Origin of the sequence: Bifidobacterium pluvialisilvae (genome assembly GCF_019331695.1) — a bacterium.
Classification (GTDB): domain Bacteria; phylum Actinomycetota; class Actinomycetes; order Actinomycetales; family Bifidobacteriaceae; genus Galliscardovia; species Galliscardovia pluvialisilvae.
In genome coordinates this window covers 45,089-59,221 of the sequence record NZ_JAHBBI010000013.1, presented here as the reverse complement: position 1 = coordinate 59,221, position 14,133 = coordinate 45,089, and the positions used below count along the sequence as shown (strand labels likewise).

General features: G+C 63.9%; 12 protein-coding genes and 1 tRNA gene. 3 read left to right on the top strand and 10 right to left on the bottom strand.

From position 1 onward, the window contains the following. The 3 genes from KIH77_RS09635 (at nucleotide 1) to glgC (ending at nucleotide 2,467) form a co-directional block, all read left to right on the top strand. Nucleotides 1–91, top strand: a tRNA-Leu gene (locus tag KIH77_RS09635). A 74-nt stretch (nucleotides 92–165) separates the two neighbouring features. Next, a complete protein-coding gene (locus tag KIH77_RS09630) occupies nucleotides 166–1,029 on the top strand; it encodes a TrmH family RNA methyltransferase (protein WP_219101346.1) in 864 nt (287 codons plus the stop codon). A gap of 193 nt (nucleotides 1,030–1,222) precedes the next feature. After that, nucleotides 1,223–2,467, top strand: a complete 1,245-nt coding sequence (gene glgC, locus KIH77_RS09625) for a glucose-1-phosphate adenylyltransferase (protein WP_219101344.1) — start codon at nucleotides 1,223–1,225, stop codon at nucleotides 2,465–2,467. 132 nt (nucleotides 2,468–2,599) lie between these two features. On the opposite strand, the gene KIH77_RS09620 is transcribed toward glgC, so the two are convergent. From KIH77_RS09620 to KIH77_RS09575, 10 genes are all read right to left on the bottom strand, one after another. Continuing rightward, a complete protein-coding gene (locus KIH77_RS09620) occupies nucleotides 2,600–3,178 on the bottom strand; it encodes a metal-sulfur cluster assembly factor (RefSeq protein ID WP_219101342.1) in 579 nt (192 codons plus the stop codon). 44 nt (nucleotides 3,179–3,222) lie between these two features. Next, on the bottom strand, nucleotides 3,223–3,819 hold the full coding sequence (sufU, locus tag KIH77_RS09615) for a Fe-S cluster assembly sulfur transfer protein SufU (protein ID WP_219101340.1): 597 nt from the start codon (nucleotides 3,817–3,819) through the stop codon (nucleotides 3,223–3,225). 137 nt (nucleotides 3,820–3,956) lie between these two features. Next, the gene (locus KIH77_RS09610) at nucleotides 3,957–5,231 is read right to left on the bottom strand and encodes a cysteine desulfurase (protein ID WP_219101338.1); all 1,275 of its coding nucleotides are present in this window, start codon (nucleotides 5,229–5,231) and stop codon (nucleotides 3,957–3,959) included. Nucleotides 5,232–5,246: 15 nt separating this feature from the next. Continuing rightward, nucleotides 5,247–6,026: a Fe-S cluster assembly ATPase SufC gene (sufC, locus tag KIH77_RS09605; protein WP_219101336.1), complete on the bottom strand. Its 780-nt coding sequence runs from the start codon at nucleotides 6,024–6,026 to the stop codon at nucleotides 5,247–5,249. Between the two features lie 33 nt (nucleotides 6,027–6,059). Then, nucleotides 6,060–7,331, bottom strand: coding sequence for a Fe-S cluster assembly protein SufD (gene sufD, locus KIH77_RS09600; protein WP_219101334.1), 1,272 nt, complete (start codon nucleotides 7,329–7,331; stop codon nucleotides 6,060–6,062). Between the two features lies 1 nt (nucleotide 7,332). Then, nucleotides 7,333–8,787 carry a Fe-S cluster assembly protein SufB gene (gene sufB, locus KIH77_RS09595; RefSeq protein ID WP_219101356.1) on the bottom strand — a complete coding sequence of 485 codons (1,455 nt, stop codon included), beginning with the start codon at nucleotides 8,785–8,787 and terminating at the stop codon, nucleotides 7,333–7,335. Between the two features lie 374 nt (nucleotides 8,788–9,161). Beyond that, a complete protein-coding gene (gene pyrG / locus KIH77_RS09590; protein WP_219101332.1) occupies nucleotides 9,162–10,823 on the bottom strand; it encodes a CTP synthase in 1,662 nt (553 codons plus the stop codon). 182 nt (nucleotides 10,824–11,005) lie between these two features. Further along, nucleotides 11,006–11,947, bottom strand: a complete 942-nt coding sequence (locus KIH77_RS09585) for an ABC transporter substrate-binding protein (RefSeq protein ID WP_219101330.1) — start codon at nucleotides 11,945–11,947, stop codon at nucleotides 11,006–11,008. Between the two features lie 90 nt (nucleotides 11,948–12,037). Further along, complete coding sequence (locus tag KIH77_RS09580; protein WP_236024612.1) at nucleotides 12,038–13,627, bottom strand: Sapep family Mn(2+)-dependent dipeptidase; 1,590 nt, start codon at nucleotides 13,625–13,627, stop codon at nucleotides 12,038–12,040. A 56-nt stretch (nucleotides 13,628–13,683) separates the two neighbouring features. Further along, nucleotides 13,684–14,133 carry a type II 3-dehydroquinate dehydratase gene (locus tag KIH77_RS09575; protein WP_219101328.1) on the bottom strand — a complete coding sequence of 150 codons (450 nt, stop codon included), beginning with the start codon at nucleotides 14,131–14,133 and terminating at the stop codon, nucleotides 13,684–13,686.

The following is a 14,133-nucleotide window of genomic DNA, read 5'->3' as shown; positions in this document are numbered from 1 at the left end:
GTCCGGGTGGCGGAATGGTAGACGCGCTAGCTTGAGGTGCTAGTGGTTATTTTATACAACCGTGCGGGTTCAAGTCCCGCTCCGGACACCAACGAAACCCCTTGGATTCCAAGGGGTTTTCTTGTATCTGCACCCATTTACTCCCAAAACCCAAGGACTGACGACATGCGACTGGAACATATCGAATCCATCGACGACGAACGCCTCAAATCGTTCACCCATCTGACCGAACCGCAGCTGCGCAACCGGCTCGAACCGTCCATGGGCATGTTCATCGCCGAATCCCCCAAGGTCATCGACCGTGCCCTCGCCGCCGACGTCGAACCGGTGTCGTTCCTCGTGGAGGAGCCATGGCTCGAGGGAATGTCCAAGGAGTTCAGCTTCGTCGACGACCGCTGGGGCAAGGACATCCCCGTGTACATCGCAACGCCCGAGGAGCTGAAGAAGATCACCGGATACCGCCTGCACCGCGGCGCGCTGGCGACGATGCGGCGCTGGACGCTCCCTTCCGTCGAGGATATCTGCCGCGGCGCATCGCGCGTGGCGGTCATGGAGAACATCGTGGATCCGACCAACATCGGCGCGCTCATGCGTTCCGCCGCCGCACTCGACGTGGACGCCGTCCTCGTCACGCCGTCATGCGGCGATCCGCTGTACCGCCGTGCGGCGCGCGTGTCCATGGGCACGGTGTTCCAAGTGCCGTGGACCCGCATCGGCGGCGACGACCGCCATTACTGGCCATGGAAGGGCATGGACGAGCTCCATGCATGCGGGCTGACCACGGCCGCGCTGGCGCTGAGCGACGATTCCATCGGCCTCGACGACCTGGTCGAACGGCTCAACACGCCCGACACGCCAGAACACATCGACAGGCTCGCCATGATTTTCGGCACCGAGGGCGACGGGCTGAGCCGGCATACCATCGCCAAGGCCGATTTGACCGTGAAAATCCCGATGAGCAACGGCGTGGACAGTCTCAACGTCGCCGCGTCAAGCGCCGTAACGTTCTGGGCCACCCGCCGCCGCTGACAACGGCCACGACGTCGATGAAGAGCACGATGGGTCACGCGCGCGCTAACGGAGGATGGCCGCCGGACTACCCCACGGCAAACGATTGATAAAAAACCGGGGAATGGCCGACACCTGCCCACAAAACCATGGATTTTGTGACAATATAGAGATATTGTTTCACTCACCGACGAGTAGAAGGCAGGGGATACCCATGAAGAGAAGCCCGAAAGTACTCTCAATCGTGCTGGCAGGCGGTGAAGGCACGCGTCTGATGCCACTCACCCGCGACAGGGCGAAGCCGGCGGTGCCGTTCGGAGGCGTATTCCGTCTCATCGACTTTCCGCTGAGCAATCTGGTCAATTCGGATTTCCAGCACATCATCGTTCTGACGCAGTACAAGTCTCATTCGCTTGACCGCCACATCTCGCAGGTCTGGCGGTTCTCCTCGCTGCTGGGCAACTACGTCTCCCCCGTCCCCGCACAGCAGCGTCTCGGCAAGCACTGGTATCTCGGTTCCGCCGACGCCATCTATCAGACCATCAACATCATCGAGGACGTCAAGCCCGACATCGTCGTGATCGTCGGCGCCGACCACGTGTATCGCATGGACTTCCAGCAGATGGTGCAGTCCCACATCGACTCCGGCGCCGAATTCACCGTGGCCGGCATCCGCCAGCCGATCAGCCAGTCCAACCAGTTCGGCGTCATCAACACCGACCCGAACCACCCCGGCGTCATCACGCACTTCGAGGAGAAGCCCGCCACCACCACCGGCCTGCCCGACGACCCGTCGATGATGCTCGCCTCGATGGGCAACTACGTGGCCAACACGGACGCCCTGTTCGACGCCCTGCGCAAGGACGAGAAGGCCAAGGACACGAAGCACGACATGGGCGGCGACATCGCCCCGTACTTCGCCTCTCGCGGCGAGGCCGGCGTATACGACTTCACCACCAACGACGTCCCCGGCTCCACGGAGAAGGACCACGCCTACTGGCGCGATGTGGGTACGATCAAGCAGTTCTACGACGCCCACATGGATCTCATCGCGTATGTGCCGGAATTCAACCTGTACAACACCGAATGGCCGATCTACACGTATTCGGGTTCGCTGCCGCCGGCCAAGTTCGTGCACGCCGGCCGTGACCGTCTCGGCCACGCCACCGACTCCATCGTCTCCCCCGGCGTCATCGTCTCCGGCGGCGAGGTGCACCATTCGGTCATCTCCCCGAACGTGCGCATCCACTCGTGGTCGCAGATCGTGGATTCGATCCTGTTCAACAACGTCGTCATCAACCGTCGTGCGCGCGTGTACAAGGCGATTCTCGACAAGAACGTCGTGCTCACCGAGAACGCGACCGTCGGCATCGACACCGAGCGCGATCTCGAACGCGGCTTCACGGTGACGGCGGACGGCATCACCGTCGTGCCGAAGGGCACCATCGTCACGGACTGACGCTCCGACGATACCGTTCCCGACGATACCGGCGAACAGAACCTATGACGAGAGAAGCTCCCTCCCCTATCGGGGATGGGAGCTTCTTTTGGTTTTCTATACGTTGATACGCGTTGTTACACCGTAATCGGCTTATGCGCCGTAGGTGGGCAGGTTATCGAAGTTGAAGCCGAGCGCGGCGAGCTGCGCCTGGCCTTCCGGCGTGATCTTCTCGATGCTCCACGGCGGGGTCCACGTCCAGTCGATGCGGAACTCCTCGACCAGACCGGCGAGCACGCTGGCGGTCTCATCCTCGATGAGGTCGGTGAGCGGGCACGCGGGCGTGGTGAGCGTCATCGTGATGATGGCACGGCCGAGTTCGTCGATTTCGATGCCGTAGACCAGACCGAGATCGACGACGTCGATGCCGAGTTCGGGGTCGATGACCTGATGCAGCGCCTCCTGCACGTCGCGCGCGGTCGCACGGCCGATGTCGTCGATGGCCTTGAGCGGGATATCCGGCTCGTCGCCGTCATCGGAGCAGCCGCAGGAGCCATGGTCGTTGCCGCAGCCGCAGGTATCCGTGGCGGTCTTGTCGTCGTTTTTGCCGATGGAACCGGCGAGATTCGGGTTCATCATGACCTTCTTGGCGTCCTCCTCATTGCCGAGGGCACGCTGTACGGACTGGTAGACCGAATCCTGCGGCTCGGGTACGAGATTGTCGTCTGCCAATTACGCCTCCTTTGTAGGTGTCTGTAAAAGTGCGGGTAAATGTCTTACGCCTGCTTGCCGGCGGCGTCGCCGGACATGTGGGCCAGTGCCTGCGCCATGGAGTCCTTCAGGCCCTCCCATCCCAGTAAAGCACACTTGATGCGCATCGGGTATCGTGAAACGCCTTGGAACACCACGGCGTCGCCGAGCGATTCCTCCAGCTGTTCGTCGTTCAGCCCGTTGCCGCGTGATTCCATGAGCTTGTGGAACGTATGGAACAGTTCCATGGCTTCGTCCACGGTCTTGCCGTCGACGAGATCGACCATGATGGACAGGCTCGCCTGGGAAATGGAACAGCCCTGGCCGTCCCAGACCAGCCGTTCGATGTGCTGCGGCTTGCCGTCGGACCCGTCGGAGACTTCGACGCGCACGGTGACCTCGTCGCCGCAGGTGGGGTTGAACTGGTGGGATTGGGCCGGCACGCAGTATTCGTGGCTGGCCTGCAGGGTGCTTTGCCCGGCGCTGAGACTGTCGACGCCTATCGTGTTCGACCCGTCGCCGGCGGCGAAATGGACCTTGCCATGGGGGTTCTTTGAAGCCTCCAGGATGACTTCCTGGTACATCTGCTCAAGTTCTTCGGAACTCATTCCGTAATCTGCCATGCCCTCTAACCTAGCGATGTGCTATGACGTCGGTGGCCCGTCATGCCGTAGGCGTACTGGCATGGCGGGCCACCATCGGTGTCGTCTGTCGTTCAGCGGTGCGATGCGACGGCACGGAGAATCGACGTTTATCCGGTCTATTCGGCGCGGAAGAAGGCACGGACCTTGCCGGCGGCCTCGACGAGCGCCCTGGCGTCGTCCACGGTGTTGTAGATGCCGCTGGAAGCACGGTTCGAAGCGAACAGGCCGAAGTGACGGTGCACCGGCTGGGCGCAGTGGTGGCCGACGCGGATGGCGATGCCCTGGGCGTCGATGAACTGGCCGACGTCGTGCGGGTGCACACCTTTGACATCAAAGGCCACGGTGCCGATGCGGTCCACGTTCTCGCGCGGTCCGAGGATGCGGATGCCGTCGATGTCGCCGAGCTTGAGCAGTTCGGCGGCGATGGTCTTCTCATGGGCCTCGAGGTTCTCCATGCCGATGTTCATGAGCCATTCGGCGGCGACACCGGCCGCGACGACCTGGGCGACGGGCTGGGTGCCGGCCTCGAAGCGGGCGGGCGGCTCCATGTACTGGGCGGGCTTGTCCATCCACGCGAGCTCGACCATGGATCCGCCGAAGCTGGCGGGCGGCAGGGCCTCGAGCAGCTCGCGCCGTCCGTACAGGAAGCCCACGCCGGTGGGACCGTACATCTTGTGGGCGCTCCATGCGGCGAAGTCCACGTCGAGGGCGTGGAAGTCCACCTTGAGGTGGGGCACGGACTGGCATGCGTCGAGGATGAAGATGGCGCCGACCTCGTGCGCACGCCTGATGATCGGCGCGATGTTCGTGATGGCGCCGGTGGTGTTGCCCACATGGGTGACGGCGACGACCTTGGTGCGTTCGGTGATGACCTCGTCAAGGTTGTCGGTGCGTACGCGGCCATCCTCGGTGAGTCCCAGCCACTTGAACGTGGCGCCGGTGCGGGCGGCGAGCTCCTGGAACGGCAGCAGCACGGAATGGTGCTCCGCCTCGGAGACCACGATCTCGTCGCCGGGCTTGATGGCGAAGCGTTTGGCCGCCTCTCCCCCGCGGCCGAGCGACGCGTTGCCGATGGCGGTGGCGAGCATGTTGAGCCCGGCGGTGGCGCCGCCGGTGACGACGATCTCCTCCTCGCCTTCGGCCGAGTCGGCGCCGACGAGACGGGCCACCTTGGCACGGGCCTGCTCGAATGCCTCGGTGCTCAATGCGGCGAGCTCGTGGGCGCCACGATGCACGCCGGCGTTGATGGTCCGGTAGAACTCGGACTCCGCGTCGATGACGCACTGCGGCTTCTGCGACGTGGCCGCCGAATCCAGATACACGAGCGGATGCCCGTGAATCTTCTGGTCGAGAATCGGGAACTGCGCCCGTATGGCCTCAAAATCCACCATGGCTTCTCCCCCGTCTCAGGCCAACGCCGATTCGGAGTCGGCGCCTTCGGGCAGGTACTGGTCGTAGCCGTTCTCCTCGAGCTCGTCGGCCAGCTCGGGGCCGCCGGTCTTCACGAAGTGGCCGTCGGCGAACACGTGCACGATGTCGGGCTTGATGTACTTGAGGATGCGCGTGTAGTGCGTGACCATGAGGATGCCGAAGTCGTTGGCGTCCTTGGCGCGGTTCACGCCCTCGGAGACGATGCGCAGGGCGTCGACGTCGAGGCCGGAGTCGGTCTCGTCGAGAATGGCGAACTTGGGCTTGAGCAGTTCGAGCTGGAGCACTTCGGCACGCTTCTTCTCGCCGCCGGAGAAGCCCTCGTTCACGGAGCGGGAGGCGAACTTCGGGTCCATGCGCAGACGCTTCATGGCCTCGCCGAGCTCCTTGGCCCACGTGCGGATGGCCGGGGCCTTGCCGTCGACCTCGGTCTTGGCGGTGCGCAGGAAGTTGGTCATGGAGACGCCGGGGACCTCGACCGGGTACTGCATGGCGAGGAACAAACCGGCCTTGGCGCGCTCGTCCGGGGTCATCTTGAGGATGTCCTCGCCGTCGAGCAGCACTTCGCCGGAATCGACCTCGTACTTGGGGTGGCCGGCCAGCGTGTAGGCGAGGGTGGACTTGCCGGAGCCGTTGGGGCCCATGATGGCGTGGGTCTCGCCGGAGTTGACGGTGAGGTTGACGCCCTTGAGGATCTGCTTGCGTCCGTCCTTGGTCTCCACGGAGGCGTAGAGGTCCTTGATTTCCAATGTTGACATTGTTGTTCTCCTAAAAATCTGTCGTTGGTGTCGTTACTTTTCCTCAAGGACCTCGGCCATGGCCGCGCTTTCGCCGCGGGCGAGACGACGGTCGATGACGCTCATGAGGTGTTCGGAGATGGATGGGATGCCGATCTCCTCGATCAGTTCGGCGAAGAAGCCGCGGACCACGAGCTTGCGGGCCTCGGTCTCCGGAATGCCACGGGACTGCAGGTAGAACAGCTCCTCGTCATCGAAGCGGCCGACGGAGCTGGCGTGGCCGGCGCCGATGATGTTGCCGTTCTCGATTTCGAGGTTCGGTTCGGAGTCGGCGATGGCGCCCGGGGTGAGCACGAGGTTGCGGTTGAGCTCGTAGGAGTCGGTGCCGGGCGCGGTCGGCTGGATGAGCGCGTTGCCCACCCATGTGGAGTGCGCGCCCTTGCCGTCGAGCGCGCCCTTGTAGACCACGCGGGACTTGCATTCGGGGTGGTTGTGCACCACCATCGTGCGGTTCTCGATGTGCTGGCCGGGGTCGACGAAGTAGATGCCGAGCATGTTGAGCTCGCTCTGGGCGCCGCCGAAGTCCTGGTCCATGCGCAGACGCACCACGTCGCCGCCGAGCGTGACGACGGAGTGGCGCAGGGACGCGCCCTCGCCCACGTGGATGCGGTGATTGCCCACGTGCTTGGATTCCGGATCCCATTCCTGAACGAACGTGGTGGAGACGTGGGAGTCCTTGCCGGTGACGATCTCCACGCCTTCGGCGAGACGGGCCTTGCCCTCGTGTTCCACGATCACGTCGCCGTGGGCCCTGTCGTCGGCCTTGATGACCAGATGGAGGGCGTCGAGGTCGAGTCCCGCGCCCTTCACCTTCACGAGCACCGGGGACTTGAGTTCGCCGGTGAGCTCCACGACGGTGGCGGTGGTGCCGGACTTCCATTCGACGGCGGCGGCGCGGTCGGTCGGCTTGGACACGGTGCCGGAGGGCTCCTCGTCGATGCGCGTCTGGTAGAGACGCACGTTGTCGGCGTCGAGTTCCGTCCCGTCGACGGCGCTGACCTCGACGGTGGTCTCGCCGCTGGGCTTGAACACGTCGAAGAACTCCTCGATGCGGTCGATCGGCGTGTAGCGCCAGTCGTCCTGCTTGCGCGTGGGGGCGGCGAAGTCGTCCGGGTCGAAGGAGCGCGGCGCCTTGTCGGCGCTGGACGGCATGAGGGCCGGCACGGCGTACGGGTCATTGAGGTCGGCCACGGGGATGTCGAGTTCCGCGGCCACCTGCGCGGCGGTCTGCTCGTTCGTGGTTTCGCTGTTCGTTGCGTCGGTCATATCAGCCCACCGATCCTTCCATCTGCAGTTCAACGAGTCGGTTCAGTTCGAGCGCGTATTCCATCGGCAGCTCGCGGCTGATCGGCTCCACGAATCCTCGTACGATCATGCCCATGGCCTCCTCTTCGGAGAGACCGCGGCTCATGAGATAGAAGAGCTGGTCTTCGGAGACCTTCGACACGGTGGCCTCGTGGGCCATGGAGACGTCGTCCTCGCGCACGTCCACATGCGGGTAGGTGTCGGAACGGCTGTAGTCGTCCACGAGCAGCGCGTCGCATACGGTGGAGTTGGAGGAGCCTTCGGCGCCCTTGACGATCTTGACGAGACCGCGGTAGGCGGATCGTCCGCCGCCTCGGGAGATGGACTTGGCCACGATGGTCGAGCTGGTGTGCGGGGCGAGATGAATCATCTTGGCGCCCGTGTCCTGGTACTGGCCCTTGCCGGCGAAGCCGAGCGACATGGTGCTGGCCTTGGCGTACGGTTCGGCGAGGATGCATGCCGGGTACTTCATGGTGGCCTTGGATCCGATGTTGCCGTCGACCCATTCCATGGTGCCGCCCTCACGCACATAGGCGCGCTGGGTGACGAGGTTGTACACGTTGTTCGACCAGTTCTGCACGGTGGTGTAGCGCACGCGGGCGTGCTTCTCCACGATGATCTCGACGATGGCGGCGTGCAGCGAGTCCTCGGACCAGATCGGGGCCGTGCAGCCTTCGACATAGTGCACGTAGGAGCCTTCGTCGGCGATGATGAGCGTACGTTCGAACTGGCCCATGGCCGGCGTGTTGATGCGGAAGTACGCCTGCAGCGGGATCTCCACGTGCACGCCCTTCGGCACGTAGACGAATGATCCGCCGGACCATGCGGCGGTGTTCAGGGCGCCGAACTTGTTGTCCTCCGGGGAGACGACGGTGCCGAAGTACTTGCGCACCAGGTCGGGGTATTCGCGTACGGCGGTGTCGGTGTCGACGAAGATCACGCCCTGCTTCCTGAGGTCCTCCTGGATGGAGTTGTAGATGACCTCGGACTCGTACTGGGCGGCGACGCCGGAGACCAGTCGGTTCTTCTCGGCCTCGGGGATGCCGAGTCGGTCGTAGGTGTTGCGGATGTCGTCGGGCAGTTCGTCCCAGGTCTTGGCCTGCTTGTCGATGGGCTTCACATAGTACTTGAAGTCGTCGGCGTTGAATCCGGAGAGGTCCACGCCCCAGTCGGGCATGGGCTTGTCGAGGAACGCCTTGAATCCGCGCAGACGCATGTCGAGCATCCATTCGGGCTCGTTCTTGTCGGCGGAGATGGCACGTACCACGCTTTCGTCGATGCCGCGTTTGGCGGCCTCGCCGGCGGCGTCGGAATCATGCCAACCATAGCTGTATTCGCCGAACTGCGAGATGATCTCGTCGTCCTTTTTGATTTTATCCTCGTTGACGCGGGAACGGTCGGCCACGTACTGGCTCATCTCCACGTCGGCCGCCGCGGCCCCCTTGTTCGGGGCCTCCTGCGGCGTCTTCTCATCCGTCACCTTGAGCTGCCTCCATTCGTCCGGCCAAAAGCGGCCGGACTCTTGACGAAAGTGCTGTTATCCGTAGCAAAGCTAACAGAATGCCGAGAACAACGCTAGTCGACATTCCGAATATTATCCATGAATGAACGTGAGAAAGATTACACCGCATCATGGTGATGGAACCGCATGTTGACTGGAACGTGCGACGGGCGTTCGCCTCCCGATATGCGAGAACCCGCCGAATGTCGTATTCGGCGGGTTCTCGCGTGACGGTCGGCTGGCCGGCTGGGGCCGGCTCAGCCGTCGTGCCGATCGTTGCGTCGGTCGGTTCAGCGGGCGGTCTGATGGTCGAGCGCGGCCTTGACCAGTCCGGCGAACAGCGGGTGCGGCTTGGTCGGGCGGCTCTTGAACTCCGGGTGGGCCTGCGTGGCCACGTAGAACGGGTGCACGTCCTGCGGCAGCTCGACGAACTCGGTGAGTTCGCCGTCGGGGCTCTGGCCGGAGATGCGCAGGCCGGCCTCGCGCAGACGGTCCTTGTAGGCCACGTTCACCTCGTAGCGGTGGCGGTGGCGTTCGGTGACGTGCGTGGTGCCGTACAGCTGGGCGACGAGCGAGCCCTCCTCGAGTTCGGCGGGGTAGCTGCCCAGTCGCATGGTGTGGCCCATGTCGCCCTTGCCGGCGACGATGTCCTTCTGCTCCTCCATGGTGGCGATGACCGGGTTCTCGCAGTCGGGCTCGAACTCGGAGGAGTTGGCGTCCTCGAGACCGAGGACGTGACGGGCGTATTCGATGACCATGGACTGGAGTCCGAGGCACAGGCCGAGGGCGGGCAGCTTGTGTTCGCGGGCGTACTTGAGGGCGCCGATCTTGCCGTCGATGCCGCGGATGCCGAAGCCGCCGGGAATGACGATGCCGTCGACGTCGGCCAGCGCCTTGGCGGCGCCGGATTCGGTCTCGCATTCGTCGGCGGCGATCCACTTGACGTTGACCTTGGCCCAGTTGGCGAAGCCGCCGGCCTTGATGGCCTCGGTGACGGACAGGTAGGCGTCGGGCAGGTCGATGTACTTGCCGACGATGGCGACGTTCACCTCGTGCTTCGGGTGGTGCACGCGGTCGAGCAGGTCGGACCATTCGGCCCAGTTGACGTCGTGGAACGGCAGGCCGAGCTCGCGCACCACGTAGGCGTCGAGACCCTCGTTGAACAGGGTCTTCGGCACGTCGTAGATGCTCGGGGCGTCCACGCAGTTGACCACGCCCTCCTCGTCGACGTCGCACATCAGGGAGATCTTGTCCTTGATGCCCTGGTTGAGCGGACGGTCGGAGCGCAGCACGAGCGCGTCGGGGGCGATGCCGAGCTGGCGCAGCATCATGACGGAGTGCTGGGTGGGCTTGGTCTTGAGCTCGTGGGCGGCGGCGATGTACGGCACGAGGGAGACGTGCACGAACATGCAGTTGTCGGAGCCGATGTCGCGACGCACCTCGCGGGCGGCCTCGAGGAACGGCTGGGATTCGATGTCGCCGACGGTGCCGCCGATCTCGGTGATGATCACGTCGACGTCGTCGGACGCCTGGGCGCGCATACGGGACTTGATCTCGTTGGTGATGTGCGGGATGACCTGCACGCACTGGCCGAGGTATTCGCCGGCGCGCTCCTTGCGCAGCACCTCCTGATACACCTGGCCGGTGGTGACGTTGGCCTTCTGGCTGAGGAACACGTCGAGGAAGCGCTCGTAGTGGCCGATGTCGAGATCGGTCTCGGCGCCGTCCTCGGTCACGTAGACCTCACCGTGCTGGAACGGGTTCATCGTGCCCGGATCGACGTTGATGTAGGGATCGAGCTTCTGCTGCAGGACGTGGATTCCACGGCTGCGAAGAAGACGGCCAAGGGACGAAGCCGTGAGTCCCTTGCCGAGCGAGGACACAACTCCGCCGGTGACGAAAATGTGCTTGGTGATGTGCTCTTGCGCGATGCCATGTTTTCTTCTAACCATGGAATTTCACTTTATCATCCGCATATGACCGCCCCGACAACGCGTGTTCCACTCCCCATTCCTTATCATCCTGAGCAAAAGGAACTGTTTTTGTCATTCCGAACGACGGGCCCCGTTTTTCTTGTCATTCTGAGCGAAGGGCGAAGCCCGAAGTCGAAGAATCTTGGGGAGAGGCGTGCGTTCTACTGGGTGATGACCTCGGCCTTCTCGTCGGCGGTGGAGCCGACGCCCCAGTAGTCCATGATCTTCTGGAAGGTGCCGTCGTCCATGAGCTTCTGCAATCCCTTCTGCATGGCCTCGCGGGTCTTGGCGTCACCCTTCTTGATGGCTGCGCCGACCTTGACGGTGTCGCGCACGGGTTCGAGCTGTTCGAGCGCGCCGTCGGACTGCTTGATGGCGTAACCGTTGGCGTCGGTACCGGTGTAGAACGCCTGCGCCTTGCCGGTCATGACCGAGGTGGTCACGTCGGTCTGCTGTTTGAACGAGAGGATGTCGACCGGGTCCTTGCCGGAGGCCTTGCACTGGTCGGACGACTTGTTGACGTCCTCCTCCTGCGTGCTGCCGGTCTGCACGGCGATCTTCATGCCGCACAGGTTGTCGGGGTCCACCTTGTCGGGGTTGCCCTTCTTGACCACGAACGCGGTGCCGACGGTCTGGTAGGTGACGAAGTCGACGGATTTCACGCGTTCGGGGCTGGGGATGAACGAGGAGATGCCCACATCGTATTTGGATCCGACGGAGGGGATGATGGAGTCGAACACAGCGGTGGTGGGCTCGGTCTTCAACCCGAAGATGTTGCCCAATGCCTTGGCCATGTCGACCTCGTAGCCGATGGGCGTCTTGCCGTCGGTGCTGATGAATTCGGCCGGCGCGTATGACGTGTCCATGCCGACGACGAACTTGCCGTCCTGCGTCACGGACTGCGGCAGCAGCGCGGCGATGGCGTCGTCCTTCTTCACACCGCTCACGTCGTATCCATCGGTCGGCTTGCCGCTGAGACTCTGGTCTCCTCCGGCGCTTGCGTTGGAATCCCCCGCGTCCGACGTGCCGCAGGCCGCGAACGACATGGTGGCGGCGATGACGGCAAACGCCGCCGCTGTTCTGACGATGAGCTTTGCAGGCATGACAATGGTCCTTTCACTCTCTCCATACCGTCCGCCACGAATACCGCGACGGACGACTGCCATGCCCGATGGTAGCGAGTTTGGCTGGCCTTAGTTCCCACCATCCAAATACCGGTCAAGACGGACGAGGCCCAAGGCGTACATGATGAAGGCGGCTTTGAGGTTGCGGATGGACACCCATTCGTCGACGCCATGCGCGGAGCCGGTGCCGGGGGCGATGCAGTCCGGCGGGTCCATGACGATGCCATCGACGGCGGGCACGTATTCGGCATGGAATTCGGGGCCGAAGTTCAATGCGTCGGTGATGAACCGTGCGTGGGTGCCGCCGCCCATGGCGACCGGCCCCGCCTTGGGCGTGCCGGGCGTCATGCCGTCGACGACGTCGTTGTATGCAGCGGTCAGCAGCTCGACGCGCGGGTCGTCGGCGGACACATAGTACGGATCATCGTTCAACACGTTGACCAGTCGTCCGCCGATCGGCTCCACATGGCGTCGGATCGCGGCGAGGATGTCCTCGGCGGTCTGGCCGACGGCGTAGCGGATGTCGAGATGCATGACGATTTCGTCGTCCCCCACGGCCTTGCCATCAGTACCGGCGGCGCCGAATTCGGGGCCGGGCACGATGACACCGAGGTTGGCGGTCGTCGGGCCGCTTTCCGCATTGTCGAACGCGAAGCCGAGCGTGCCGCCGTATGGGTCGCCGGCCCATCCTGCGATGGCGCCGGCCACGGTGGCGTCACGGCCTTCGAGCAGGCCGGACCTGATCAGAACGGACGTCAGCAACGCGATGGCGTTGATGGTGCCGTTGGGCTTGGACGCGTGACCGGAGATGCCGTGGGCGGTGACCGTCGCTCCCCTGTCGCCCGCACCGTCGGATGGCGTTATCGTGATGCGGCCACGTATATCGTCATCCAGACCGGCATGGTCAACGGCCCGACGAGCCTCGTCGACGTCCATGCCGGCAAGGTCGATGGAGGCGACGGCGGGGATGGTGTTGGCCGACGATCCGGCGTGCCAGCCGCGGAGTCGCCCTCCGGCCGGCAACGCCACGTCGACGTCGAGCAGGCCCTTCTGAATGGTGTTCACGGGGAATGGCCCATCGGTGACGATGGCCTGATGGGGTGCGCCGACGTTGGCTACGAACCATTTGATGTCGTTGAGCGCCGGCTCCTCGGAGCCGCCGAACAGCATACGGACACGATGCCGGAAACGATGCCCCCGCTCGTCGAAGAACCGCAGCAGACTGTAGTTCACCAGTGAGACGCCCTTGTCGTCCAAGGCGCCGCGGCCGATGACGACGTCGCCGTCGGCGACGACGCGGGGTTCGAAGGCGTCGTGCGTCCAGCCGGGGCCGGCGGGCACGACGTCGAGGTGGCCGACGAATGCGATGTCATCCGTCGTCTCGACGCTATCCTGCGGATAGGCGACCTCCAACACATGCCCGTCGTAGTCGTATGTGGGGAATCCGTCACGTTCGGCCTTGTTGATCATATGGTCGAACACGCGGCGTACCTCATGTCCGTACGGTTCCCCCGGCCTGGGCGACGGATTGGATTCGTCGGCGACGGAAGGATACCGGATGAGGTCGCACAGTTCGTCGATGAAACGCCTGCGGTTGGCGTCGAACCATGTGGTGGCCTCGTCGACGAGGCGACGTTCCGAAGCGGTGAGTGGCATCATGCATCCTTTGCGAACGACATCGGCCCCGCCAATCGGCGGGGCCATGGGATGGAACGTCAGTCGTTGAGCAGGTGGGCGACTGCTTCGAGGGCGAGTTTGTAGCCGTAGAAGCCCATGCCGGTGATGGTGCCGGTGGCCACGGGCGAGATGACGCTGTAGCGGCGGAAGGCGTCACGTGCGGCCGGGTTGGAGATGTGCACCTCCATGAGCGGCAGGCCGGCGTCGGTGACCATGTGCGCGGCGTCGGACAGACCGTAGCTGTAGTGCGTGAATGCGGCCGGGTTCATGACGACGGGCGTCCGCTCATCCACGGCGCGGTGCATCCAGCCGATGATCTCGGCCTCGTCGTCGGTCTGACGCACCTCGACCTCAAGGCCGAGTCCCCTGCCCCACTCGGTGCAGTCGCGACGCAGGGTCTCGAGGTCCTGATGACCGTAGACGTCGGGTTCACGCACGCCGAGACGACCGAGGTTCGGACCGTTGACGACGATGACTTTGGTGGGCAT

Bases quoted from the DNA above. Each gene is read 5' to 3' on its own strand.
- sufC (WP_219101336.1), bottom strand. From the start codon at position 6,026: ATGTCAACATTGGAAATCAAGGACCTCTACGCCTCCGTGGAGACCAAG.
- KIH77_RS09610 (WP_219101338.1), bottom strand. From the start codon at position 5,231: ATGGTGGATTTTGAGGCCATACGGGCGCAGTTCCCGATTCTCGACCAG.
- sufD (WP_219101334.1), bottom strand. From the start codon at position 7,331: ATGACCGACGCAACGAACAGCGAAACCACGAACGAGCAGACCGCCGCG.
- sufU (WP_219101340.1), bottom strand. From the start codon at position 3,819: ATGGCAGATTACGGAATGAGTTCCGAAGAACTTGAGCAGATGTACCAG.
- sufB (WP_219101356.1), bottom strand. From the start codon at position 8,787: ATGAGCCAGTACGTGGCCGACCGTTCCCGCGTCAACGAGGATAAAATC.
- pyrG (WP_219101332.1), bottom strand. From the start codon at position 10,823: ATGGTTAGAAGAAAACATGGCATCGCGCAAGAGCACATCACCAAGCAC.
- KIH77_RS09585 (WP_219101330.1), bottom strand. From the start codon at position 11,947: ATGCCTGCAAAGCTCATCGTCAGAACAGCGGCGGCGTTTGCCGTCATC.
- glgC (WP_219101344.1), top strand. From the start codon at position 1,223: ATGAAGAGAAGCCCGAAAGTACTCTCAATCGTGCTGGCAGGCGGTGAA.
- KIH77_RS09630 (WP_219101346.1), top strand. From the start codon at position 166: ATGCGACTGGAACATATCGAATCCATCGACGACGAACGCCTCAAATCG.
- KIH77_RS09580 (WP_236024612.1), bottom strand. From the start codon at position 13,627: ATGATGCCACTCACCGCTTCGGAACGTCGCCTCGTCGACGAGGCCACC.
- KIH77_RS09575 (WP_219101328.1), bottom strand. From the start codon at position 14,133: ATGCCCACCAAAGTCATCGTCGTCAACGGTCCGAACCTCGGTCGTCTC.